Here is a 25468-nt window from a genome sequence, read left to right as displayed (position 1 = left end):
TTTATGCCTGTCTGTGCTGGCTGGCCTGGCGGCGCTCACGCTCAAGCAGGATTTTCTTGCGCTCCAGGCCCCAGCGGTATCCTGCCAGACTCCCGCTTTGTCGCAGAACACGATGGCAGGGAATGGCAATGGCCAATAGGTTGCTGGCACAGGCTTGAGCGACTGCCCGGGCTCCGTTTGGCATGCCCAACCGGACGGCAATGTCGGTATAGCTCATGGTCTGGCCCAGGGGTATCTCGCGCAGCAATGTCCAGACTTGTTGTTGAAAAGCGGTGCCTTGAATGTCCAGAGGCAGGTTCATTTCCCGATCCGGCTCGTCTACCAAGGTTTGTAGGTAGGCCAGTTCTTGCTGGAGCTGCACCTCTGCTTGAATCAGCGTGGCTGCTTTGAACTGATTCTGCAGTTGTTGGAGCATGACTGCGGCGTCATCACCCAAAGAAATTGCGCAAATCCCGCGTTCGCTCCTGGCTACCAGCAACATACCCAGGCTGCACGCGGTGATGCCAAAATGAATCGGCCCGCCTGGGCCTGAGCGACGCCGTGTAGTGGCCGGCTTGTCCGCCGGGATATAAACGTGTTCGTCGCTTTGTGAAAAAGCAGTAGCGGCTGCTCGCTTGGGCATGCGCCACAAATACCAGGAGGCCACGCTTCGATACGGGGCCCAGGCTTGGGCAATCTCACGCAGAGCGCGGGGCGAGGGGGCTTTGTCCAGACGCTTCAGATTGCGGTAGCCTTCACGCACTCCGAAGTCATCTGCAGGCAGGATGTCCTCACGCTCCAGCGTATACATCATCATCATTTCAACCGTCCAGCGTCCGATGCCACGCAAGGTGGTCAGCCGTTCGATGAGTTCTTTCTCGGACATCTGCACGGCACGTGCCTGATCGGGAATGAGGCCATCCAACCGCGCTTGTGCCAGCCCCATGATGCTGGTGGCCTTGGCGCCGGACAAGCCGCAAGCCCGCAGCGTCTCATACGGTGTGGCCAGCACTTCCTCTGGATCTGGGCAATGGCCGTGGGGATAGAGATCAAGCAGACGCTGCAAAATGCGTTCAGCTGCACGGGTATGCAACTGCTGATAGACCACAGAGCGGATAAGTGCCTCGTAAGGGTCGCGTTCTGGGCGTGGCTGGTGAACACAGGGGCCGACATGGGCAATCAGTGCCTGCCAGTCAGGGTCCAGTGCGGCCAGAAATTTTTCGGCCTTACGATAGCGGCCGTCCAAGTCCGGGTTCGGTAAAAGGCGAGTCATGCCAGTGCTCGGCTGATTGAAGGTAAGACCAGTATAAGGTCCACCTTGGGGGCAGGCACCCTGATTCTTGCTCTTGAATTCATGTCATGAAAACTGGGTGGACTGTCTGTCGGGGGGCTCCATTGACGGGGCGGGAGGGGGAGTGTTGATGGGGTTGTAGTTGAATGTCCAGGTGCAGGGGAGCAAAAAAAAGCCTGAACATACGTTCAGGCTTCTTCAGACAAGATGGCGTGCCAGCCTAGATAGGTACGAGGCTGAAAGCTGTGCGTGTGATGACCATATTGAGCACCTGTGTCAACAGCAGCAACACTAATGGCGACAGATCCAGGCCACCCAGATCGGGCAAGACGCGGCGGATCGGGTCCAGCAAGGGCGCCGTAATGGAACGCAGCAAAGGCATGCTGGGAGACTGAGGCTGAATCCATGACAGCAAGGCCTGCAGCAGCACCACCCAGAAAATCAGGCTCAAAGTCCAGCGCAGCACGGTAAAGACGGCGGCCAGCAAGAACATGGGGAAGTTGGAGAGCATGGAGACCGAACCGGTCAGCACCATGGCGCTAAGAACAAGGTAAACCAAGGCACTTAGCCAGGCGGCGAACAGGGAGGTCCAGTCCCAATGATTGCCACTTTTGATCACCCGTCGCAAAGGCATGATCAGCCAGTCCGTGACTTTGAACATGGCTTGTGAATAGGGATTGAAGGGGTGGATTCTGAGCGCATAAACCCAGGCACGCAGTAGCAAAATCGTGCCCAGCAGTGACAGAACAATATGGATTAGGAAGAGGGCGACTTCACTGAACATAGTTGCTTGGTATGAATTGATAGAAGAGAGAATTGTCGCATGCAAGTGCGTCAAACCAAAGAGCCACCCGATCGGGGTGGCTCTTTAGGAAAAACGTGCAAACGAGGTGCGCTTAAGGACGCTTGCCGGTTGGGAACGGCCAGGAGCCGGCAGGGTTGATGTCTTCACGACGCGGCTCAGCAGGCGCAGCAGCGGTTTTGGTCGCTTTTCGTGCTGCGGTCTTATTGCCAACTTTAGCGGCGGTTTTGGACGTTGTACTGGTCTTTGGGGTTTTGGTTTCTGCGGTCACGGATTTAACTTCTTTCTTCTTGGGAGCTACGGATTTTGCTGCACTGGCAGCGGGACTGGCTTTTTTTGCCGCTGTCTTGGCTGCTGCCTTAGTGCCGGTTTTAGCGGCAGGTTTGGCTGTCGCTTTACTGGACGTGGCTTTCTTTGCCACGGATGTGCTTGCCTTGGTGCTGGCCGGTTTTTTGTCGGCAGCCGTGGCAGCAGGTTTGGCAGTTGCTGTTTTAGCAGTGTTTGTCTTGGGAGCGGCCGCTTTTTTGGCGGGCGCTTTTTTGGCTACCGTTTTTTGGGCAACGGCTTTGCTGGTGCTGGTCTTTTTAGCAGCTGCTTTTTTGGCGACGGTTTTCACGGCGGCTGGCTTGCTTGTGGCTGTTTTGCTTGCCGCGGGCTTTGCTGCCGTGGTTTTCTTTACCGCTGCTTTTGTCGCAGTTTTCTTGGCTGGGGCGCTGCTTGCCGCTTTGGCAGGCGCTTTCACAGCAGCTTTGCCGGTCTTGGAAGCCGTGGTTTTAGCGGGGGACGTGGAGGCAGCGGTTTTGCTGCTGGGACTGGTCTTGGTAGCAGTAGCGGTTGCGGGTGCTGCGGCTGTTTTGGCTGGCGTTGCTTTTTTGGGGCTGACGGCTTTCTTGCTTGCTGCTTTTGCTGCGCCTTTCTTGGCTGTTGCCATGATCATGCTCCTTGAGAACAAGTCTTTAGTTTGTCCACACCCATTTGTCCTGGCCTGGAAAACTGCAATGGCCTTTTTCAAATGACGCAGGCGTTCAGGGCCAATACCCTATACGCATAGAAGTCTAACGCAAGCCCCTACACAGTCAAGTATTAATCATGTAGCACACGCATATGGCTTTGTTAACCCCGCTTGCTGTCTCCAATAAGTTGCGTTCTGTGCGACTGCCGTTTTGCGCATATGTGTTTTTTCAGACTGAACAAAGGGGCCTTGGCGACAAAACAAAAATTGCTTTTTTCCGTGCTGGTTTTGACCGTTCGACCTGGAGGCAGGAAATGACGTGATGGTTGCGGGCCAGATGGCGTGCTGTGGACGGGGTGCTGTCTTTTCCCGGTTCCGGCATCGACCTACAAGTATCTGGCGGAATCTGGGCGGAATCTGGGCGGATAGGTCGAGGGCTGGATCGCTGGAAGGCTTGAATGATTCGGCTCGAGGGGCGTTTTTTAGAACAATGTTTATACGGGGGATTTTGAATAATGACCTGGTTACTTAATGGCGGATTATTCTTAAGCTTATTTATCGTAAGGCAATAAATTAAAAATCGCATTTATGGTAACACGTGGTTCGTAGCTATGATTATTAAGGCTTGCGGCGTATTGGCTTTTCTAAATTTGACTGATTTTTACATTTATATTGTTTGAACGATGTTTCTTGTGCCTGGTGTTTTTTAAGGAGTAAACAATGAAAGATCAGTTCAGCAATAACGAAATTGAAAAGTTGTCGCGCGGGGTGGGTCTGGAAACGAGTCCGGCAGACGAGTCTGTACAACTTCTGTCAGGTGGTACGTTTACGGTTCCCAAGCACGGTTCTGTGCAGGCTGCGAAATATAGCACGCCAGTTATCCCTGAAATTCATAAGTCTTACTGGATATTCAATGCCGGAAAGGCAAATAAAATAAAAGCTGTTTTTTATTGGTCTCATTCTTTTACCTCCAGCTGGTTTGAATACTCTTCTGTCGAGGTCGGAATAGGAGAGGAAAAGAAGCTGCAGGCTCCGTCCAATTCTCTGTACTACAGCAAAGTTGTTTTGTTCAACGGTACTGATCAGAATGCGACTGTCAGTGTCACGGTGGCTAAATAATCCTGAATTGAGGCGGATGCTATGAAATTGCTTGAGTTAAAGAGCGTATATAGTGAGCAGGAGCAGGAAAGGTTTTATACACGATCTATTTCTTTGGGAGATTGGGACTACTCCGCGATTATTAAAAGCTCGGTCATGTTTGGATTGGGACAGATCCCGGTTGTGGGCAAAGCCTTGTCGACCATCGTGGGTTTGTTCTGGCCAAAAAATGAAAAAGACGTGTGGCAAAAGTCCCTGGATGAGCTAAGGGAGTACATTGACAATCAGATTCTGGCAACAATACAAGGAATTCTGAACGGGGAGCTGCGCGAGATTCAAAAGAAGATGGAGTATGTGGCGAGGTTGCTGGAAGAGTCTCCGGGCTCACCGGAAGCGTGTTCGGAGTATAAGAACCTGCAGTTTTATCTGGTTGGAAAAGACGAAAAGTTTCGTTCTTTTGATGAACTGACCAACTATAAGCTGATGCCCATGTATGCCTCCATGATCTTGCTGCAAGCCAGCTACTGGAAAATGGGCATCGACAAAAAAGATCAAATTGGCTTGTCGAGCATTGACCTGAATAGTTTGAAAAATCACATAGATGATCTCGCAGACTCATCCCGAGACTATATTAATAGAATATATGAAACGGAACTGGATAGAACGTACGAAAATTCCAGGCCCGACGAAGTGGCCAATAATATGTTTGCCGTCCGGGGCTATAGTTTGCTGCATGGCGTCGAGGCGGTGGAGGTCGTAAAAAATATCCGTGATCTGGATTTTGATAAGCGATTCAATATCAATGTGATCAGCTATTCCACGGCGGTTGGGACGATTACGGGGGGAATGATCGCCCAGGCCTTGACTCCGGACAGCGAGATGGCGCAACCCTTATGTCCAGAAGTCTTTGGGCAGCAGGCCAATAAAATCGTCCAGATCATTGGCTATAGCGGGCCAAGAATCAATAGCTTGTTCAGGATAGGCGGTTTGGAAATAATCTATGAAAATGGTGACAGCAGCCTGCTCGGTGAACGGGTGGGCAATCGCGATGTTTTCGACCTGAATGGATCTCTGATTAAGACGGTTGAGATGAGATATCAGGGCCTGATGGATGAGGTCAAGTTCACCTTGTTTGATGGGAGGGTGATGCAGGTGGGTCAAGGCGAAAGCTACTCCGGATATGTGAAATACGAAGTTGAGGGACACTACATTTCGGGTGTGTTTCTAAGTAGGGATCGCGCTACCTATCCAGGCCGAACCTCGACGGCGTCAGTGTCATTCAATATGGTGCCCGCTATTACCTAAGGGCTGCCTTCATTGCAGGATGATGGGTTTGGCAATCACCCGGGTTTGGCACTTTGCGTCCATGCTCTCGTAATTATCTGAAAAGCAGCAGGCCCTGTCGGTAACAGGGCCTGCTTGCTGTTTTGGTGGGTGAAGACCCGGGTGTGTTTAGGCCAGCGTTTGTGTCAGCGCTTCCGTCGTATTCCCGGTATTGAACAGATGGTGCGATAGTTGGGCAAAACGGGCTTCGTATTTCTTGGCTGACTCCATTTTGACTGGACCGAAGCCGCGCAGTTGCTGGGGCAACTCAGCCAGCTCCAAGGCGGCAGCGTAGTTCGAGTGATTCAGATGCGTGCTCAAGCGCTTGAGCAGGTTCTGGTATTGACGCCAGAGACGACGTTCCATACGGCGTTCATGGGTGTAGCCAAACGGGTCCAGTGGGGTGTTGCGCAGCGCTTTTCCTTTGGCCATCCAGCGCAAAAGGGTAGCGGTACGAGGCCCTAGAGTGATCTTGCGAGGGCGGCCTGTTGACGGGTCCCGGCGTGCCAGCAGCGGGGGGGCAAAGTGAAAGCGCAAGGAGAAGTCTCCTTCGAATTGCTGCTCCAGATCCTGACGGAAAGCAGGGGCGCTGAACAGACGGGCCACCTCGTATTCATCCTTGTAGGCCATCAGCTTGTACAGGCTGCGCGCGGCTTTTTCTGTCAGGACAGGACGCTGACCCGGGCGCAGTTTCTGTTCGGCTTCATGCAGCGCCTCGATGGTATGCGTGAAGCGTTGGGCATAGGCGGCGTTCTGGTACTGCTCCAGGCTGCCAGTGCACCGCTGCATGATCTGCTCCAGCGTCTCGCGGCGCTGCAAAGTTACTACTTGAGCCGCCGGGGCCAATAGTTTGGCCAGGGCCTGCTCGTCGTGGGCCAGCACACGCCCCAGATGGAAAGCATCCAGGTTGGCTTGGATGGCCACACCGTTCAGACGGATGGCTTGTTCAAGCGCTGCGCTGCTCACAGGCATGGCGCCCTGTTGCCAGGCCATACCCATCAAAAGCATGTTGGACAGCAGGCTGTCGCCAAATAACAGGGTGGCGGCCTGATGCGCATTGAAGGAATGCACCCGGGTTTCGCCGGCGGCGCGCCTTAACTGGTTCAACAGCAGTAGCGCATCCAGAGGCGCATCCGGATCGCGGGTGAATTCGGCCGTGGGTGCCAGATATTCGTTGATGATGGCGTGAGTATGACCTGGGCGCAGGCACGACAGCGCGTTAGGGTGGGCGGCGGCCACTACATCACACAAGATGGCCAGATCCGCCTGTCCAGGATCAACACGTACTGCTCCGGTAGCCTTCTGGCTGGCAGACAGGCGGATGTGGCTGATGACCGTGCCGCCTTTTTGTGCCAGACCCGTCATGTCCAGCACGGAGCTGGAGCGCCCCTCCAGGTGTGCAGCCATGGACAACACGGCACCAATGGTGATGACGCCGGTTCCCCCCACGCCTGCAACGATGACATTGCAATCGCGTGCCTGAATGGCAGGTTGGGGCAGGGTGTCCAGCTTGGCCAGCAGTTGCGCCTTCATGTCGGCCTGACCATTTTGATCTCCTCGACGCAAGGCCCCGCCCATCACGGATACGAAGCTGGGGCAAAAGCCCTCCACACAGGAGTAGTCTTTGTTGCAACTGGACTGATCGATCTGACGCTTACGGCCTTCAGGGGTTTCAGCTGGCACCAGCGACAGGCAGTTCGATTGCACCCCGCAATCCCCACAGCCTTCGCAGACTGCTTTGTTGATAAAGAGGCGACGCGCAGGGTCGGGGTACTCGTTCTTTTTACGCCGACGGCGCTTTTCAGCCGCACAGGTCTGGTCGTGAATCAAGATGGTGACGCCGGGAATCTCGCGCAGTTCTCGTTGCAGGCGATCCAGTTCGCGACGATGGTGAACGTCCACACCAGCCGGCAGGCTGACACCCCGATAGCGCTCGGGCTCATCGGTGGTGATGACCACGCGGCGCGCTCCTTCTCCAATGGTTTGCTGGCAAATACGGGGCACGGAGATCGGGCCGTCAACGGGCTGGCCGCCTGTCATGGCAACCGCGTCGTTGAACAGAATCTTGTAGGTAATGTTGGCACCCGCGGCAATGGCCTGACGAATCGCCAGGTAGCCCGAATGAAAATACGTGCCTTCACCCATGTTCTGGAACATGTGTCCGGTCTGGATAAAGGGCGACAGGCCTACCCAGTCCGTGCCTTCGCCCCCCATTTGGGTCAGACCACGGGTCTTGCGGTCCATCCAGGTTGCCATGTAGTGACAACCCACACCGGCCATGGCCTGGCTGCCTTCGGGTACTTTGGTGGAGGTATTGTGCGGACAGCCCGAACAGAAGTAGGGGCGACGGGTCAGGCCATGGGTATCAATGGGTGCCAGATTTTGCTCTGTACAGGCAGGCAACTGCACATTGGCGTGATGACCCAGCCAGCGACGCAGACCAACGGCCACACGGGCCGGGCTGAGCTGACCATCGGCAGGAATCAGCACCTCATTTTCAATATCGCGCTTGCCTGACACCGTGGGGCGCTGGGCACGATTAAAGAGCAGATTCTTTAACTGGTCTTCAATGATCGGGCCCTTTTCTTCAATCACCAGAACGTGGTCCAGGCCTTCGATAAAGTCTTCCAGCGATTGCGGGTTAACAGGCCAGCTCAGACCAATTTTCAGATGGCGAATGGCCGGTAGATTGTTCAGAGCGCTGAGCTGTTGCAGCGCATCGAGCGTATCCAAGGTGGCCTTGCCGGTGGACACAATGCCAATGCGGGCCTGTGGCGCGGCCTCCAGCATACGGTCCAGACTGTGCTTGCGAGCGAACTCACGCACGCTTTCCAGGCGGGCATCCAGGGTACCCTCCATGGCCGGAGTCAGGAATTTGCTGGGGTCGTAGGGATGTTTGCCGCCTTGCTGGTCAGCCAGGGCCGGCGCCAGATCGTCCAAGGGAGCAATCTCAAAGGAGCGTCCGCTTTCCACGGTTTCGGTAATGGCTTTAAAGGCGACCCAAGAACCGGAGTAACGCGACAAGGCCCAGGCCCAGACGCCAAAGCGCTCGTATTCTTCGACGGAGCTGGGGTTGACCACCGGAATACCCCAGGCGATCAGGGATTGTTCGCTGGCATGGGGAATGGACGAGGAGGAGGCGACGTGGTCATCGCCCACAATCATCAAGACACCGCCGTGCCGGGAGGCACCGGCGGCGTGGCCATGATGCAAGGCATCGCCCGCACGGTCCACACCCGGGCCTTTGCCATACCACATGGAAAATACGCCATCGACCGTGCGGTCTGCGCGTTCACCGGCCTGTTGGGTGCCCATAATCATGGACGCAGCCAGGTCCTCGTTGATGGCAGGCTGAAAACGGACCTTGGCCTGATCCAGGTGCTTTTGGGCTTTCCACATGATCATGTCCACACCGCCCAGTGGCGAACCACGGTAACCGGAGACAAAACCGGCGGTGTTCAAACCCCGCTCTTTATCCAGGCGAGCCTGGGTCAGCAGCATGCGCACCAAAGCCTGGGTGCCAGTTAAAAAGATGCGCCCTGACTGCGCGGTCAGGTTGTCGCTAAGCTTGTATTGAGTGTCGACGGACTGCGTCATGATGAAACCTCCAGATAGGAGTCATGATAGAGAGTCTGCCCTCGTTTTTTTTTGCGTTATAGTTGCGTGTATTCCCTATTCTTTGAAATGTTTATTTCGAAATTATTCAAATATGGATAAAACTGATTTAAAAATCCTGGACGTCTTGCAGCTCGATGGTCGCGCCTCTGCCCAACAGGTCGCCGAGCAGGTGGGGCTGTCTACGGCACCTGTCTGGCGGCGTATCAAAAACCTGGAGAAAAACAAGGTCATCCAAGGCTATTATGCGCGCGTCGATCGCCGTCAGGTCGGTTTGCAAAGTTGCATGTTCACGCAGATCAGTCTGGACCGGCATTCAGGTGAAATTGTTGACAACTTTATTCGTGCGGTACGTGATGCGCCGGAGATTCTGGAGTGTCATGCGGTGACCGGCGATGCGGATTTTCTGTTGAAAATCATGGTCCCCAGCGCCGAGTCCTACGATGATTTCCTGCATCGTTTCTTGTTTAATATGCCCGGTGTGCGCCAGACTCGCACCATTGTGGCCATGCGTGAAATCAAGAATGTGACCCGCCTGCCTTTACCGCTTTGAAGCAACTTGTTATGGGGTAAGACCAATGCGTTCGGGTAGAATAATCAGGATTCGCCGGCCTGTGGTGGGTCGGTATGTAAGCATGAAGGACGGGGTTTTATGACGAAGGCGAATATCTTGCGACGCTCTTGCTGGGTCGCTGTGCTGGCTACAGTTTTCCTAAGCGCCTGCGCGGTCAAAGCGCCGGCACCCGAGCCTGCTGCCCAGACTGCTGCGGCCAAGCCGGTTCACCCTGCCTGCCAGCCGGCTGCACAAGGGGAACAACTGGCGGGCAACTGGTTGAGCAAGCACCGTCAAAAAGGCGTGGTTGGCGAGTTGCGCACCTTGTTTACCTTGCAGGCAGATGGGTCAATGGCCTACACCGAACAGGTCAAGCGTCCCAACAAGCCCTCGCAAGGTTTGAATGAAAGCGGTTGCTGGGTACGCAAAGGCAATAACCTGCAGATCAATACGCAGGAATCCAATGGTGTCGTGACCGAACCGGGCGACCCGATTTACGAAAACCACTACAACATTGTCAGTCTCACCGCCCGTAATCTGGTGCTGCGCGATCAAGGTGGCAAGGTGTACCGCCTGACCCGAATGTCGCCAGGCTATCGTCTACCGTTTTGAGCCTTATCGGCTTGAGTAATTCCTGGCCGTCCTGGGGGCGGCCCGTTTTTTGTCTGTTTCTTTTGCTGGACGCTTCATGGCCCTGCGCGCAACGATTTATAAAGCTGAACTTAATGTGGCCGATAACGACCGGGCCTACTACGGCAGTCATAGCTTGACGCTGGCCCGCCATCCCTCCGAGACCGAAGAGCGTCTGATGGTGCGTTTGCTGGCATACGGCTTGTATGTGCAGTCTGACGAAGCCTTGAGTTTTTCGCGCGGTCTGAGCGACTCGGATGAGCCGGCCTTGTGGGAGCATGATCTGGGCGGTAATTTGCTGCACTGGCTGGAGGTGGGGCTGCCCGATGATCGACGGCTGATCAAAGCCAGCGGACGTGCCGATAAGGTCACGGTGCTTGCGTATGGCCGCAATGTGCCGGTCTGGTGGGGTGGCATCAAGGACAAGATCAGTCGTGCACGCAATGTGCAGGTTTATGCGCTGGATGTGGCGGGGACTGACGCGCTGGCCGCCATGGCCGAGCGTGGTATGACGATCAATCTGAATGTTCAGGATGGCACTGTCTGGGCCAGCAGCGAGAAAGGTGAGGCTACCATCGAGCTTAGCCTCCTTAACGCGGCGGCTTGAACGAGCCCTAAAAGACAGCGGCCATGCGTCGCGCAGCGCTTTGGTTGAGGCGACAAGAACGGGTTGAAACAAAAAGGGCATCTCGCTTGAGATGCCCTTTTTCATCGGTGCCCGCGGTTTTTTACAAACCTGCCAGTCGTCCCAATACTTTATCGCGTCCCACCAATGCCAGCACGGCATCCACGGCAGGCGTTTGCTTCTGGCCTGTTACGGCAACCCGCAAAGGAATGGCCAGTTTGGGCATTTTTACGTTGTGTTCGGCCAGGACCTGCTTGATCAAGGCGGCCAGGTTTTCTGTATTCCATTGCGGCAAGCTGATCGCCTTATTGGCAAAATCGCGCAGCAGGACACGGGCCTCCGGTGTCAGGACCTCCGCCATCAGTTCATCGCTGGCAGGCTCGAAAGGACGGCAGAACAATAAGGCGCCCTCAGCCAGCTGATTCAAGGTCTCGGCACGGTCTTTCAACAAACCCATGATGCCGGGCAGATCCTGGCCATCCGTTTTGCCACCCAGGGCCTCGATACGTGGCGCGACACGTTCGGCCAGATCTGCATTGTCACTGGCCTTGATGTAGTGGGCATTGACCCAGTTCAACTTCTTGGGGTCCCACTGCGAAGCCGACTTGCTCAGACTGCGCGTATCAAACCACTCTACCAACTGCTCGCGAGTGAACAGCTCGTCATCACCATGGCTCCAGCCCAAACGGGCCAGGTAATTGATCATGGCTTCAGGCAGATAACCGTCCTTGTCGTAATCCATGATGCTGACCGCACCATGACGCTTGGACAGCTTCTCGCCATCAGGACCCAGAATCATGGGCACATGACCGTACTCGGGCAAAGTCGCGCCCAGGGCCTGCAAGATCACAATCTGACGAGGGGTGTTGTTGACATGGTCATCGCCGCGGATCACATGTGTGATTGCCATGTCCCAATCGTCTACCACCACGCAGAAGTTATAGGTTGGCGTACCGTCAGGACGGGCAATGACCAGATCGTCCAGTTCGCTATTGTCAAAACTGATGCGGCCCTTGACCATGTCGTCCCAGCTGGTTGCGCCAGCCTGCGGGCTTTTGAAACGCACCACAGGCTTGCGGTCGGCAGGAATGGCCGGCAATTGCTTGCCGGCTTCAGGGCGCCAGGTTCCATCGTAGCGTGGCTTTTGGCCCATGGCCCGCGCTTTTTCGCGCATGGCCTCCACTTCCTCCGGGCTGCTGTAGCAGTAATAAGCATGGCCGTCCTTCAGCAACTGGGCGATGACCTCGCGGTAGCGGTCCATGCGCTGCATCTGGTAGAAAGGGCCTTCGTCTGCATCCAGGCCCAGCCACTGCATGCCATCCAGAATGCCTTGCACCGCCTCGGGGGTGGAACGCTCCAGATCTGTATCTTCAATGCGCAGCACAAAGGTGCCCTGATGATGGCGGGCAAAAGCCCAGGAAAACAGGGCAGTACGCGCGCCGCCCAGATGCAGGTAACCGGTGGGAGAGGGGGCGAAACGGGTGCGGATGACGTTGGAAGTAGACGTGCTCATAACTTGTGTGTGGCCTTGACCTTGTAAAGCCCCCATGCGGGACCGAATCTGTATATTTTAACCCAGTGCGTGAACTAAAAAAGAACTGCCGGCCAGAACGGGCTTACGGCCCTGTTTCCGCATTGAGCTGATCGAATTGCCGCACCAGCTCTGCCAGAGAGCCGGCCTGCATTTTCTGCATGACACGGGCGCGTCGCACTTTGACCGTGACTTCCTTCACATTCAGTTCGGCGGCAATTTGTTTGTTCAGCAAGCCCTGTACCACACGCACAAACACATCACGCTCGCCTGGGTTCAGGCTGTCCCAGCGCTGCTGCAAGGTCAGCCGGGACCTGGCTTGTTCCTTGCGCTGGGCATCGGCTGCCAGGGCGGACTGCACGGCATCAATCAGAGCCTGATCCATAAAAGGCTTGGTCAGGAAGTCCCAGGCCCCCTGTTTGATCGCTTTGACCGCCATATGAATATCACCATGACCGGTCATGAATATGACCGGCATATGCAAACCGCGTGATGCCATCTGTGCATGAAAGTCCGTGCCGCTTTGTTCGGGCATGCGCACATCCAGCACCAGACAGGCGGGCGCATCGGACAGCGGATGAGCCAGAAAATCGCGGGTAGAGGCAAAGCTCAGTGCCTTTACTCCCACACTGGCCAGCAGATCGTCCAGAGCGGCGCGAATTGAAGGGTCATCATCAATGATATAAACCGTGGGCGTGGTCAAAGAAGAGTCCAGGTTGTCTGTCATGGCGCCAAAGGTAAGGTGAAGTGAAAGGCTGCGCCGCCGTCGGTTTGATGGGTGGCCCAGATATGGCCGTTATTGGCATCGATAATCGTGCGGCTGATGGTCAGGCCCAGTCCTAGTCCAGTGGGTTTGGTGGTCCAGAACGTATTAAACAGCTCAGACAACTGGGTGCCGGATAAACCCGGTCCATTGTCTTTAATGGAAAAGAGCACCTTGCCAGTCTGAGGTTTGTCACCGGGCAGGAAGCTGGTTTCTATGCTGATGCACGCGGCGTGGGAACTCGAAGGAGGGCTGAGCGCTTCAATGGCATTGAGCAGCAGATTGGCCATTACTTGCTGAATCTGTACGCGATCCGCATAGACGGGGGGCAAGTCAGTCTGCAAGGCCAGACGCAGGTCAATATGATGGCGTTGCATCTCGCCACTCGACAGGCTGAGCAGTTCGGTCAAGGCCAGGTTCAAATCAAAAGCACTGCTGGCGGGCGCCTCGTTGCGGGTAATGCTGCGCACCCGATCCAGCACATCTTTGGCGCGCTGTGCGTCGTAGACGATTCGCTGTGCGGCAGCTTGGGCTTTCTCTATATTGGGCGGCGAGGCCTCCAGCCAGCGTTGGCAGGCACCGGCGCTGCTGTTGATGGCGGCCAGGGGCTGGCTGACCTCATGGGCAATCGAGGTGCTTAGTTGCCCCAGGGTGGTCAAGCGAGACAGGCGCAGCAAATGTTCACGCGTTTCATGGGCGGCTGCCTGCACGGATTTGAGCTTGAGGCCCAGGTACGCAGTGACCGCAATGGCAACAAGGCTGATTCCGGTATTGATCAGGCCCACGTCGTAATCGCCCGAACGAGTCAGCAGGACACTGACTACGGTCAGCGCCATGCTGATGCCGGTCAGTGCAATGACCAGCCGCGCAGACAGAAAACGAATCGCAATCAGCAGCAGCGGCGTATGAAAGACAGCGGCAGCAATTGCATAGTTGGTCACGGTGTCGGCGATAAAGACCAGCACCATTAAAATACACAGGCCCACCAGGGCCAAGGCGCGGTAGGTGTTGCTCGACAAGGCGCTAAAGGGTGGTGTCATATCGTTCGTGTCCAGGTCAGGCAGCAGGATCGTGTCCGTCGTGCCGCCATCATATACCCGGGCTTGTGTCTGATTACAGGTCAGGGCCCGGGCTCCCGCCAGGATGGCGAGGAGCCCCGGCCTGTCAGTCTTAGAACCACTGACCAAAGCGGCGGATGTACAGCATTTTCATACCTTGTGCGACCAGGCAGTAAGCCAGCAAGGTGCCGACCAGCCATGGGAAATACTCCCAAGGCAAAGGCTGCAGGCCCACCATGGCACCCACGCCGGAGAAGGGCAGGTAGATGCCAACAGCGGCGATCAGGAAGGTCATCAGCATCACAGGCAGGGCCGCTGTGCTTTGGATGAAGGGGATTTTTTGCGTACGTAGCATGTGAACAACCAGTGTCTGCGAGAGCAAGCCTTCAATAAACCAGCCGGACTGAAACAGCGATTGCACTGCGGGCGTATTTGCCCCAAATACGTACCACATCAAGACAAAGGTGGTGATGTCGAAGATGGACGAGGTCGGCCCGATCCAGATCATGAAGCGGCCAATGTTTTTGGCATCCCATTTGCGGGGCTTGCGCAGAAAATCCTTGTCCATGCGGTCCCAGGGCAAAGCCAGTTGGGAGATATCGTAGAGCAGATTCTGAATCAGCAAGTGGATGGCCAGCATGGGCAGGAAAGGGATGAAGGCGCTGGCCACCAACACGGAGAACACATTGCCAAAGTTGGAGCTGGCCGTCATGTTCAGGTACTTGATGATGTTGCCAAAAGTCTCGCGGCCTTTGATTACGCCTTCTTCCAGAACCAGCAGGCTCTTTTCCAGCAAGATGATGTCCGCCGACTCTTTGGCAATATCCGTGCCGCTATCTACCGAAATGCCCACATCGGCATCACGCAGGGCGGGAGCGTCGTTGATGCCATCGCCCAGAAAACCGACGGTATGACCATTGGCCTGCAGCGCTTTGAGAACACGCGACTTTTGCAGCGGCGTCAGTTTTGCAAATACCGAGTGGCGCTCGACAGCGCAACGCAGATCGGGCTCTTGCATGCGTTCGATATCAGGTCCAAGCAAAGGCTGGCCGGGCTCCAGGCCCACTTCACGGCAGATTTTCGCGGTAATGATTTCGTTGTCGCCGGTCAGGACTTTCACGGCCACACCGTGCTCGGTCAGGGCGGCAATCGCCTGGGTAGCACTTTCCTTTGGTGGGTCCAGAAAGGTCAGCAAGCCTTGCACCGTCATCTGGCACTCATCCTGGGCTTCGTAACGGCTCTTGGCCTGTTCGACAGGAATGCGTCGAGTGGCAATCAGCAAGACACGAAAGCCGTCCGAGTTGTAGCGGTAAGCCATTTTCAGCAGACGGGCCCGCTGCTCGGTGTCCAGTAGGCGGCGCTGGTCACCGTCTTGCAGATGGGTGGCGACGCTGAGCATTTCCTCCACGGCGCCTTTGCAAACCATGAGCTGTTCGCCTTGCGGGTTTTGCACCACGACCGACAGGCGGCGTCGCACAAAATCAAAAGGCAGTTCATCGATCTTGCGATAGGAACCGATTGCTTGCAGGGCAGATGGGGTCTTTTGTGCAAAACGCAGCACGGCCTGGTCCATCAGGTTCTTGACGCCACTTTGGTGCAGGCTATTGAGCAAGGCCAATTCCAGAATGCGTGGGCAGTTGCGATCATCCAGACCCAGATGGTGCTCCAGAATAATCCGGTCTTGCGTCAGGGTGCCGGTCTTGTCGGTGCATAGTACGTCCATGGCGCCAAAGTTCTGGATCGCGTTCAGGCGTTTGACCACCACCTTGTTCTTGGCCATGGCAACCGCGCCTTTAGCCAGGTTGGAGGACACAATCATGGGCAGCATTTCAGGGGTCAGGCCGACGGCAACGGCCAGTGCGAACAGGAAGGCTTCAGTCCAGTCGCCTTTGGAAAAACCGTTGATCAGCAGCACGACAGGCACCATGACCAGCATGAAGCGAATCAGCAGCCAGCTAACGCTGTTCACGCCCCGGTCAAAAGCAGTCTCGGCGCGCGAACCGACAATAGCTTTGGCCAGCGAGCCAAAGTAGGTTTTCGCGCCGGTGGCCACCACCACTGCCGTGGCCGTACCGCTGACCACGTTGGTGCCCATAAAGCACAGGTTGTTCTGTTCCAGCACGCTGGTCTGGGCACGGGGTGCCGTGGCGCTTTTGCTGCTGACGGCGCTAAAGACATCGTACTTTTCGACCGGCAGGGCTTCACCGGTCAGCGCGGCCTGACTGACGAACAGATCGCGAGACTCGATCAGTCGAAGATCGGCCGGGACCATGTCGCCCGCCGACAGGCGGACGATATCGCCGGGCACGATCTGGCTCATGGGGATTTCGCGCAATACGGTCGCGCTGGAGACGGTGGAGCTTCGCTGCACGCTGGCGGTGGTACGCACCATGGCTTTCAGGGCCTGGGCGGCCTTGCCGGAACGATATTCCTGCCAGAAACGCAGCAGGCCGCTCAAGGTGACCATGACCACAATAATCAGCACGCCGGTGTAGTCCGCTGCTTCGCCCGAACGCATGGGCAGGATGATGTCAGTGACGGCGCTGACCGCAGCCAGCACCATCAGCACCGCGATAAAGGGGTTCTTGAAGGCCAGGGCCAGCTGAATCAGGGCGTGGGCGGGTTTGTCCCGTGCGACCTCGTTAGGGCCATATTCGGTCAGGCGGCTCAAGGCCTCGGCATCGGTCAGGCCGTTCAGGTTGGCCTGTACAGCGGCCAGAGTCGTCTCCAGGCTCAGCCCGGTTTCGGTAGCCGTGCGCAGTTTGGCGTCGTGGTCCACTGAGCGCAGTGGCGAACGGTGTTGTTGAATGCTCATGGTAATGCTCCTGGGGTACAGGCGTGACTGTGCCGTCCATTCCGGGGGATGGACGCAGCAGATCCTGCTGACCGGTTTGAGGGTCGGCAGACTACAGGTAAGAACTGGCGAATTGAGTCGGCGTCAGGCCAACGTTTAGTGGCGGCGCAAGATGCAGCGCCTTATTTGCGCTGATGGGGGTTTGTCACTGTTTGCAAGCCAGTGGATTTCTGGTTTGCGGCTAGCCGTGTTGATGCGCCAGGCAAGAGCGGGGCGGCGGTTGGGAACCGCGCGCTCGCGAGGGCAAGGTGTGGCAAGATGCGAGCCCGACGGGGTCAGGGCCCGGATCGGTCCAGTATGAGTAAGGCGATGCATGGTTGACTCCTGATCGTGCTGCGCAAGCCGCTTCAGCAGTCAAACCCGCGGGTTATGTCTGTCTGGTGGGCTTGGGCAGCATCGTTCTTCGACTGCCGTCGTTGGACATAATGTGTTTTTTCCTGTCAGAGAGAACGAAAGGTCCCGCTTTCCGAACGACTGTTATTTTACGTGCTGCAAGCCGCTTTGCGACTGGCTTTGCGAGGTTTTTGCCCAGGCATTGGCGTATGAATCCTATACGAAAGTATATAAATAGCTCGTAGAGGAAAAAAAACGGATGTATGACACAAAACAGATATCGCCAGTCCGGTCTCTTTTATTTGTAGACAGCTGTGCTTAAGATGAGGGAATTGTTTATTTTGGTGTGTGGTCTTCTTATGGCGGAACAATCATGGCAGCCTTAAGGCATCGTCTGACAGCATTGTTTGAGCCCCGTTCGGTATTGGTCGTATCCACATTACCCTTGCCGCTTATCAAGGATGTGCCGGGGCGGCTGGCGGGCCGCATTACCCAGGCCCGTATTACGGCGACCCAGGTTATCGTGCCCGACCGGCTTGAAGGGCTGACAGGTACACAGCGCCTGGATCTGGCGCTGGTCTGTATCGAGCCGGTGCGCTTGCCGCAGGCGCTGGATGCGATTCGCGTCCACAAGCCCCGAGTGGTGCTGCTCTTGCCCTCGAATCTGGCCTCCCGCGATCCCATGGAAGACATGGTGTATGCCCGATCCTGGGCGCGCATCAATAATTGCCTGGTGCTGGGGCCGCGCGCGTTTGGAATACAGCGGCCGCATCTGGGCATCAATTTGAGTCATGAGCCACAAATGGCGCTGGCGGGCCGGGTGGCTCTGGTGTCCCAGTCACGCTCGATTACCTCGGCCTTGATGGACTGGGCTGAAGATGTCAGCCTGGGCTTTTCTGCCATTGTGTCCGTCGGGGACGAGGCCGTGATCGACGTGCCTGAAGTGCTGGAGTATCTGGCCATGGACCCACGCACGGACAGCATCGCCTTGTATCTGGAGCACACACCGGCCTCGCGTCGTTTTACCAGCGCTTTACATGCGGTGGCGGCGGTCAAGCCAGTGGTGGTCTTGAAAGTTGGCGCCCAGCGTCAGCAGGGTGAGGCGCACGAGGCCGTGTTCAATGCCTTGATGCGGCGTGTGGGGGCGGTACGCATACGTTATTTTGTGCAGCTGTTCTCGGCCCTGAAAGTGCTGGTTTACACCCGTCGCCCCAAAGGGCGGCGCATTGCCCTGTTCTCTAACGGCAATGGGGCTGCGCAGATGGCCCTGGATGTGTTAGGGGCGGATGCTGCAGTGACGTGCCCGGAACTGGCACCCTCGACCCAGCGAGCCCTGGATAACCTCCTGGCTCCTGGAGATCAGGTTCAGAACCCGGTGGTGACCTATGTGCCATTGACGCCCATGCGCATTGATTCGGTTATTTCCACCTTGCTCGATGACAAGGATATCGACGGCGTCCTGGTCTTGCTCACGCCCGATCCGCTGGCCGACATGCCGGCCGTATCCCGCGAGCTGGCCATGTTGTCGGCCAGTGCGCGCAAACCCATCATCACTTGCCTGATTGGGGACGCGGATATGCGCCCCTTGCGTCATTTGCTCGATGGCGTGGGCACGCCTGCTTTCCGTACCCCGGATACGGCTGCCAACGCCTTTGACCTGCTGGCTCGTTATCACTACAACCAGCATTTGTCACAGCAAACCCTGCCGCCTTTGCCGCTGGGCACTTTGCCAGAGGTGGAGCCTGCCCGTGAGCTGGTACGGCAGATTCAAAGTGAGCGCCGTGAAGCCAGCGAGCAGGAGTGCCGTGATCTGCTGCGTTATTTCCATGTTCCCGTGATTGATCTGCGGGTGACCCACGATCAAGGCGAGCCCGACCCGGATGTGCCGTTGATGGGGATTCGCTTTGAGACCGATGACAAGCTCGGCCCTTATGCCGTTTTTGGCGCAGCCGATCATGCCGATTGGCTTTCATCGTCTTATCCCGCGGTCGAATTGCCTCCGCTGAACCGGTATCTGGCGCGCCAGCTGGTCGAACGTAGCCCCCTTTGGCGCAAGAGCCTGTCCTCGCAACTGACGCCTTTGGTCCTGACGCAGCTTTTGCAGGTCCTGGAACGCTTGTCGGACTTGATGAGCGAGCTGCCCGGCGTGCGCCGGGTTGTGCTCGATCCCATCATGGCGGGCGAGAACAGCCTGTATATCAAGAGCATCTCAATCTCGCTGAGCAGGCAGTCCATGCTGGTGCTGCCCGAGACGGCGGGCTACCGCCACATGGCGATTCATCCTTATCCGCGTCACATGATCGAGCGGCGCCAGTTCAAGGATGGACAGCGCTGGACCTTGCGGCCTATCCGTCCGGAAGATGCCGAGGCCCTGCAGACGTTCATGCGGGGCTTGTCGGATGAAAGCCGCTACATGCGTTTCGTGTCCATGCTGCGTGAGCTGACCCCACGGATGCTGTCGCGCTACACCCGTATCGACTACGACCGGGAGCTGGCGCTGATTGCAACCGTGCGTTCCCCCAATCCGGACAATCGTAACCATCCCCGTGACGAAATCATTGGCTTTGCCCACTATTTGCGTAACGGTGATGGACGGGGGGCGGAGTATGCGCTGGTCATTGGGGACGCCTGGCAGCGTCGCGGCCTGGGTGTGACCCTGATGGAGGCGTTGATTCAGGCCGCCGCCGAACAGGGCCTGACGTACATTGATGGTTATGTGCTGGCCTCCAATACGCCCATGCAGGCCCTGATGAAGCGGTTGGGCTTCCAGAACGACGCAGACCCGGAAGATCCCAGCATGCGTCGGGTCTGGCTGGATCTGGGTGAGACGCGTCGTTCGGACTAGGCACAGGCATGCCGCTCCTCGTTTAACGGGAAATACCCGTTTAATTGTCCCCTTGATGTCCCGATTCACTCAACGGTGACGGGTCTATGATGCGCTGGTGCTGGCAGCCAGTACGCATGGTGCGGGCTGCTGTCATCTGCATGGAGGATGCCCGCCAACGATGGCATCCCATACCGGGGACATAATGATGCGATTGATGCTGGCTGCCTGGCAGCGATGGATGCTTGGTTTGCTCTTGGTGCTTGGCCTGCTGGGCTGCTCGGGGCAAACAGGGATGACACCAGAGAACAACCATTACGAGTTTTCCATGGAGAACGACTTCCTGGAAATGCGAGATGGCGTACGTTTGGCAGTGACTTATTACCGGCCACTGGCCCGCTCTCCGGATGAGAGCTTTCCGGTCATCCTGGAGATGCTGCCGTATCGCAAGGACGATTTCTTCGCCTTGGGCGACTACGATTACGGCTCCTACTTTGCGAAACGCGGTTATGTGCTGGCCCGGGTCGATGTGCGTGGCACGGGAGGCAGCACCGGGCCGGTTCCTGTCAGCGAATATTCCGCCGCTGAGATTGCCGATGCCCAGGAGCTGATTGATCAGCTCTCCCGCAAGCCCTGGTCCAATGGCAAGGTGGGCATGTACGGCCTGTCCTGGAGCGCATTCAACTCTTTAATGACGGCCCACAGAAAACCGCCGGCGCTCAAGGCGATTATTGCGGCCCATGGTTCGACCGATCTGTTCTACAACGATGTCCACTATATTGACGGCGCCTTGCATATCGACTCGTATGCGCACCAGATCGATACCGATAATGCCATGCCGCAAAGTCCGGATTACCGGATTGACGAGGCCTACTTCAAGAACCGCTTTGATCGTGAACCCTGGATTTTTACCTGGTTACGTCAACAACAGGATGGCGAGTTCTGGCGCGCGCAGTCTCTGGCCTTCAAGCAACAACCTTTGGAGGTCCCGGCCTATTTGATTGGGGGGCTGCTCGATGGCTATCGCGATTTTGCACTGGATGTCAGCCGTACCTCCACGGCGCCCGTCATTGTGGAAATGGGGCCCTGGAACCATGCCTGGCCGGAATACGGCGTACCGGGCCCCAACTATGAATGGCGCCAGAAGGCATTGCGCTGGTGGGATTACTGGCTCAAGGGCATTGACACCGGGATCTTGCAGGAACCCGCTCGCATGGCTTTCATGCGTACCGGTCATGCGCCCGCTACCGATCTGAAAACCGTCCCTGGTTATTGGCGTTGCGATGCGCAGTGGCCGGTGCAAGGGGCCATTACTGAACGTCGGTATCCTCAAGCAGGGCAAGGGCTGTCGCCTGTGCCCGCCGCATCCGGCCTGGCCCAGACCTTGCGTTACAAGGCGGGGGCAGGGCTGGCTGGCGGCGGCTGGTGGGGCGAGCAGACCGGGGATATGGCGGCCGATGATATGCACAGTCTGGTCTATGATTCCGCGCCTTTGACAGAGGCTATGGAAATTATGGGCATGCCCCAGGTGCGCCTGAAAGTGGTAGCCGATGCACCCTTCTACCAATGGAGCGTGCGCCTGGAGGATGTGGCCCCGGACGGGCGCGTTTCACTGGTCAGCGGAGCGGTCATTAATCCTTCGCAGCGGTTTTCGCGCTTGGAGCCTCAAGCCCTGGTGCCGGGAGAACCCACTATCTTGAATACCGCCATTCACTTTACAACGTGGCGCTTCAAACCTGGTCACCGTATCCGCCTTGCAGTGAGTAATGCACAGTTCCCCATGATCTGGCCTAGTCCGACGCCGGGGGCGACCAGTCTGTTTACGGGTGTGGATACCTGGGTGGATTTGCCGGTTGTGCCCCTGCGTGACCAAGGGTCCCAGGCCTGCCGGATGTCACCGCCCCAGGCCAGCGAAGCGGCTCCGTTCGGACGTGTGATTGATTCGGATGGCCCTGTCTTTAGCAGTACCCGTGATGAGGAGACGGGGGATTCGAGTTTTACCGCCAGCAATGAACTCAGTTGGGTCCTGCATGACAATCTGTACCGTTCCCAGGAGCGCTACCGCTGGGAGGTCAATGACGCCCGCCCTGCCCAGGCGCGTTATCAGGGCGAGCGGCGCAACCTCTTTACCATCAAGGGACGGGAGATTGATTTGTTGGCGCGTGCCAGGATCGAGTCCGATGAGTCTTATTTTTATCTCACTTTCACGCGGGAACTGAAAGAGGACGGCATGTTGGTTCGTGAGAAAACCTGGCAGGAGCGAATTGCCCGGATGTATCAGTAATCAGCAAAGGCTGAAAAAAACACCGCTGCAATTGCAGCGGTGTTTTTGTTCCATGGTCCTGTTAGCGCAGGACTTGTCTGAGGAATCCGCCGATGGCGCTGATTTCTTCCGGACAGACTGCGTGGGGCATGGGGTAGACATTCCATTGCACCTGATAGCCCATTGCCTCGAGCTGCTGGCGGCTGGCTTCAGCACGGCTGAGGGGGACGACCGGGTCCATGCTGCCGTGCGCCATGAAAATGGGGGTATTCTGGTTGGCGGGATGACGCTCGGCTTCGACGGCATGGGCCAAAGGCAGGTAGCCCGACAGACAGAGCATGCCCGCCAGACGCTCGGGCAAGCGCAGGCCTGTTTGCAAGGTCATGGCGCAGCCTTGGGAAAAGCCGGCCAGCACAATATTTTCGGTGGGGATACCACGGGCGTTTTCACGGGCGATCAGGTTCTGCACTTCGATCTGTGACTGACGCAGACCACTTTCGTCCTCGCGGCGCACCAGATCCGCCACATAAATGTCGTACCAGGAACGCATGGCCATGCCACCGTTGATGGTGACAGGCTGGATGGGGGCATGCGGGAAAATGAAACGAATGGCCGGAGCGTCTTGCAGGCCCAGCTCGGGCACGATAGGGGCAAAATCATGGCCGTCGGCGCCTAAACCGTGCAGCCAGATAATGGCATGCTGGGGGTTGGCACCGGTTTCAATCTCAATCGACTCAAGCAGAGGGTTCATGCGGACTCCGAAAGATCTACCAAGGTCTTGATGTACTGGTACAGGGCACGGTAGTGTTTGCGCTGCGGGTCCTGGCCTTGTGCCAGTGTGGAATTTTTCTCCGCTTCTTTGCGTGCGGCACGAATCAGGGTGCGCAATTGCTGGATGTCGGCCCCGGAAAACTCATTCATGAATTCGGTCAAAGCGTCGTCATCACGCAACAACAGGTCGCGCAAAGCCTCCAGCCTGTGCATGGCACGGGTTTCTTCTTTGGAGCCATTTTCCCAGACATCCAGTTGTTTCAGGATCGGCTCAGGGTCCACATTGCGCATGAGCTTGCCCACATAGTGGATCTGGCGGCGCCGTCCTTCCCGCGCCGTTGGGCTGATGCGTTTGGCATCCTTGATGGCGGCCAGTAAGGGCTCGCCCAGATCTAACTGTTTGAGTCTGTCGTCCGAGAGCTCAATCAGGCGTTTGCCCAGATCGAGCAGAGCGTGCATCTCGCGTTTTACCTGCGATTTGCTGGGACGGTCGTAACCGTTTTCATCGATTTCAGTGCGTGGACGGGCCATAAGAAGTGAAATAGCAAAGATTGTCGCCAATTGGCTATGATAACCGCCTAACCCTCAAAGAGTAGCAATGAGTCATCCAACTATTTCTCAATTGTCGATCAGTGCCAATCAGTTCCAGTTTTGTGAATTGGTGGACGAGGCGCTGCGGCATGCCAAAAAACTGGGCGCCAGTGATGCTGCCGTCGATATCTCCGAAAACAAGGGCCTGGCGGTCTCCGTGCGTCAGCTGGAACTGGAGACGGTAGAGCAGACGCAAGACCGCTCCTTGGGTGTGACCGTGTTTGCGGGCCAGCGCAGCGGCTCGGCCTCCACCTCCGATTTTTCCGTCAAGGCGCTGCGTGAGACGGTGGAGGCGGCCTGGCATATTGCCCGCTATACCGCTGAAGATCCCTTTGCCGGTTTACCTGAAGCAGACATGCTGGCGCAGCAGTATCCCGATCTGCATTTGCACCATCCCTGGCTGCTGGATGCTGATCAGGCTGCCCGACTGGCTATCCGCGCCGAGCAGGCCGCGCTGGAACTGAGCCCTCTGATCAGCAATTCGGAAGGCGCCTCGGTCGATACGCTGGAAGGACATTTTGTGATGGGCAACAGCCGCGGCTTTCTGGGCGGCTACCCCTACAGCCGTCATTCGCTCAGTGTCAGCCCTATTGCTGGCAAGGGTGACAATATGCACCGCGATTACTGGTACAGCAGCTCGCGCGATCCATCCCGTCTGGCCAGTCCCGAATCGGTCGGGCGTTACGCGGCCGAGCGTACCTTGTCGCGTCTGTCGGCGCGCCGTATTCCTACGGGTCGCTACCCAGTTCTGTTCGAGGCTCCGCTGGCTGTGGGCCTGATCGGCTCTTTGGTGCAGGCCACCAGCGGGTCGGCCCTGTATCGCAAAACCAGTTTTCTGCTCGATTCGCTGGGCAAGACCGTCATGGCCAAGCACATTGATGTGCTGGAGCGCCCGCATCTGGCAGCTGCCATGGGTAGTGCGCCGTTTGATTCGGAAGGCGTGCTCACGGCGGACCGCGACGTGGTGCGTGCTGGCGAGCTGAAAGGCTACTTTTTGTCGTCGTACGCGGGTCGCAAGCTGGGTATGCCGTCCACGGGTAATGCCGGTGGTTCACACAACCTGCTGCTTAGCTCGCGGCTCACCCGCCCTGAGGATGATCTGGATGCCATGCTCAAGAAGATGGACCGCGGCCTGCTGGTGACCGAGCTGATCGGTCAGGGAGTCAATTACCTGACAGGTGATTATTCGCGGGGCGCATTTGGTTACTGGGTGGAAAATGGCCGTATTCAGCATGCGGTGGAGGAAGTGACCATTGCCGGTAATCTGGCTGAGATGTTTGCCCAGATCGTGGCTGTGGGGGCGGACACCTTTGCCGCCGGCTCCAAGCGCACGGGCTCGATTTTGATCGAACAGATGTCGGTAGCCGGCGCCTGATCTGCTTGCTGTGCCAGTGCATGGTCTGTCCTTAACGGTGCCGCAAGCCGCCAGACCGGCGAGGGCGCGGTTTCCCTATGAGGGTTGGGGGGGCGTTTTCGATGAAAGTGCCTGCCCAATGTGCCAGATCAAGGAGCCGACGATCAAAGCCCCGATTTGCGGGATAATCCGGGCTTTCGCAGCCCCCCATTCGGGTCGCGCCAGTGTACTATCCCTAGCATAAAAATATTTCCCGGT

18 protein-coding genes and 1 pseudogene are annotated in these 25468 nt (G+C 56.9%); 9 read left to right on the top strand and 10 right to left on the bottom strand.

From position 1 onward, the window contains the following. Position 1 precedes the first annotated feature (1 nt). From ACOZ42_RS14145 to ACOZ42_RS14135, 3 genes and pseudogenes are all read right to left on the bottom strand, one after another. On the bottom strand, positions 2–481 hold the full coding sequence (locus ACOZ42_RS14145; protein ID WP_426345857.1) for a methylated-DNA--[protein]-cysteine S-methyltransferase: 480 nt from the start codon (positions 479–481) through the stop codon (positions 2–4). Between the two features lie 135 nt (positions 482–616). Then, a pseudogene (locus ACOZ42_RS14140) lies at positions 617–1252 on the bottom strand (DNA-3-methyladenine glycosylase family protein); the annotation flags it as partial. Between the two features lie 238 nt (positions 1253–1490). Continuing rightward, complete coding sequence (locus ACOZ42_RS14135; protein ID WP_059318260.1) at positions 1491–2054, bottom strand: YggT family protein; 564 nt, start codon at positions 2052–2054, stop codon at positions 1491–1493. A gap of 158 nt (positions 2055–2212) precedes the next feature. Here ACOZ42_RS14135 and ACOZ42_RS14130 point away from each other — a divergent pair, with 158 nt between their 5' ends. The 3 genes from ACOZ42_RS14130 (at position 2213) to ACOZ42_RS14120 (ending at position 5427) form a co-directional block, all read left to right on the top strand. After that, complete coding sequence (locus ACOZ42_RS14130; protein ID WP_426345856.1) at positions 2213–3088, top strand: hypothetical protein; 876 nt, start codon at positions 2213–2215, stop codon at positions 3086–3088. A gap of 656 nt (positions 3089–3744) precedes the next feature. Continuing rightward, the gene (locus ACOZ42_RS14125; RefSeq protein ID WP_003801867.1) at positions 3745–4143 is read left to right on the top strand and encodes a hypothetical protein; all 399 of its coding nucleotides are present in this window, start codon (positions 3745–3747) and stop codon (positions 4141–4143) included. Positions 4144–4164: 21 nt separating this feature from the next. Beyond that, positions 4165–5427: a hypothetical protein gene (locus ACOZ42_RS14120; protein ID WP_426345286.1), complete on the top strand. Its 1263-nt coding sequence runs from the start codon at positions 4165–4167 to the stop codon at positions 5425–5427. 147 nt (positions 5428–5574) lie between these two features. On the opposite strand, the gene ACOZ42_RS14115 is transcribed toward ACOZ42_RS14120, so the two are convergent. Beyond that, positions 5575–9042, bottom strand: coding sequence for an indolepyruvate ferredoxin oxidoreductase family protein (locus ACOZ42_RS14115; protein WP_131070909.1), 3468 nt, complete (start codon positions 9040–9042; stop codon positions 5575–5577). Positions 9043–9154: 112 nt separating this feature from the next. Between ACOZ42_RS14115 and ACOZ42_RS14110 the strand changes: the two genes are divergently transcribed. From ACOZ42_RS14110 to ACOZ42_RS14100, 3 genes are all read left to right on the top strand, one after another. After that, complete coding sequence (locus ACOZ42_RS14110) at positions 9155–9613, top strand: Lrp/AsnC family transcriptional regulator (protein ID WP_003801862.1); 459 nt, start codon at positions 9155–9157, stop codon at positions 9611–9613. Between the two features lie 99 nt (positions 9614–9712). Further along, positions 9713–10225, top strand: a complete 513-nt coding sequence (locus ACOZ42_RS14105; RefSeq protein ID WP_003801860.1) for a hypothetical protein — start codon at positions 9713–9715, stop codon at positions 10223–10225. A gap of 76 nt (positions 10226–10301) precedes the next feature. Beyond that, positions 10302–10850 carry a YaeQ family protein gene (locus tag ACOZ42_RS14100; RefSeq protein ID WP_003801858.1) on the top strand — a complete coding sequence of 183 codons (549 nt, stop codon included), beginning with the start codon at positions 10302–10304 and terminating at the stop codon, positions 10848–10850. A gap of 121 nt (positions 10851–10971) precedes the next feature. Here ACOZ42_RS14100 and gltX read toward each other — a convergent pair whose 3' ends face one another. The 4 genes from gltX to mgtA all read right to left on the bottom strand — a co-directional run bounded on the left by gltX (position 10972) and on the right by mgtA (position 17035). After that, entirely contained in the window at positions 10972–12381 is a 1410-nt protein-coding gene (gltX, locus tag ACOZ42_RS14095; RefSeq protein ID WP_003801856.1) for a glutamate--tRNA ligase, read from the bottom strand. A gap of 103 nt (positions 12382–12484) precedes the next feature. Further along, the gene (locus tag ACOZ42_RS14090) at positions 12485–13126 is read right to left on the bottom strand and encodes a response regulator transcription factor (protein ID WP_003801854.1); all 642 of its coding nucleotides are present in this window, start codon (positions 13124–13126) and stop codon (positions 12485–12487) included. After that, complete coding sequence (locus ACOZ42_RS14085) at positions 13123–14202, bottom strand: sensor histidine kinase (protein WP_426345285.1); 1080 nt, start codon at positions 14200–14202, stop codon at positions 13123–13125. Before ACOZ42_RS14085 ends, ACOZ42_RS14090 begins: the two co-directional genes overlap by 4 nt. A gap of 130 nt (positions 14203–14332) precedes the next feature. Continuing rightward, complete coding sequence (gene mgtA / locus ACOZ42_RS14080) at positions 14333–17035, bottom strand: magnesium-translocating P-type ATPase (protein ID WP_426345284.1); 2703 nt, start codon at positions 17033–17035, stop codon at positions 14333–14335. 745 nt (positions 17036–17780) lie between these two features. Here mgtA and ACOZ42_RS14075 point away from each other — a divergent pair. Further along, complete coding sequence (locus tag ACOZ42_RS14075; RefSeq protein ID WP_003801847.1) at positions 17781–20252, top strand: GNAT family N-acetyltransferase; 2472 nt, start codon at positions 17781–17783, stop codon at positions 20250–20252. Between the two features lie 184 nt (positions 20253–20436). Beyond that, positions 20437–22515 carry a CocE/NonD family hydrolase gene (locus ACOZ42_RS14070; protein ID WP_426345283.1) on the top strand — a complete coding sequence of 693 codons (2079 nt, stop codon included), beginning with the start codon at positions 20437–20439 and terminating at the stop codon, positions 22513–22515. Between the two features lie 61 nt (positions 22516–22576). Here the strand turns inward: ACOZ42_RS14070 and ACOZ42_RS14065 are convergent, their stop codons facing one another. Then, positions 22577–23245 carry an alpha/beta hydrolase gene (locus tag ACOZ42_RS14065; RefSeq protein WP_003801843.1) on the bottom strand — a complete coding sequence of 223 codons (669 nt, stop codon included), beginning with the start codon at positions 23243–23245 and terminating at the stop codon, positions 22577–22579. Next, positions 23242–23796 carry a ribosome biogenesis factor YjgA gene (gene yjgA / locus ACOZ42_RS14060; RefSeq protein ID WP_003801841.1) on the bottom strand — a complete coding sequence of 185 codons (555 nt, stop codon included), beginning with the start codon at positions 23794–23796 and terminating at the stop codon, positions 23242–23244. The genes ACOZ42_RS14065 and yjgA overlap by 4 nt, the downstream gene beginning before the upstream one ends. Before the next feature lie 67 nt (positions 23797–23863). On the opposite strand from yjgA, the gene pmbA reads away from it, so the two are divergent. After that, positions 23864–25231 carry a metalloprotease PmbA gene (pmbA, locus tag ACOZ42_RS14055; protein ID WP_003801840.1) on the top strand — a complete coding sequence of 456 codons (1368 nt, stop codon included), beginning with the start codon at positions 23864–23866 and terminating at the stop codon, positions 25229–25231. Positions 25232–25468: the final 237 nt, after the last annotated feature.

This window comes from Alcaligenes sp. HNGD-HTN06, assembly GCF_049932565.1.
Taxonomy (GTDB): Bacteria; Pseudomonadota; Gammaproteobacteria; order Burkholderiales; family Burkholderiaceae_B; genus Alcaligenes; species Alcaligenes ammonioxydans.
The sequence above is the reverse complement of the archived record's forward strand: the minus strand, read 5'-3'. Positions and strand labels throughout refer to the sequence as shown.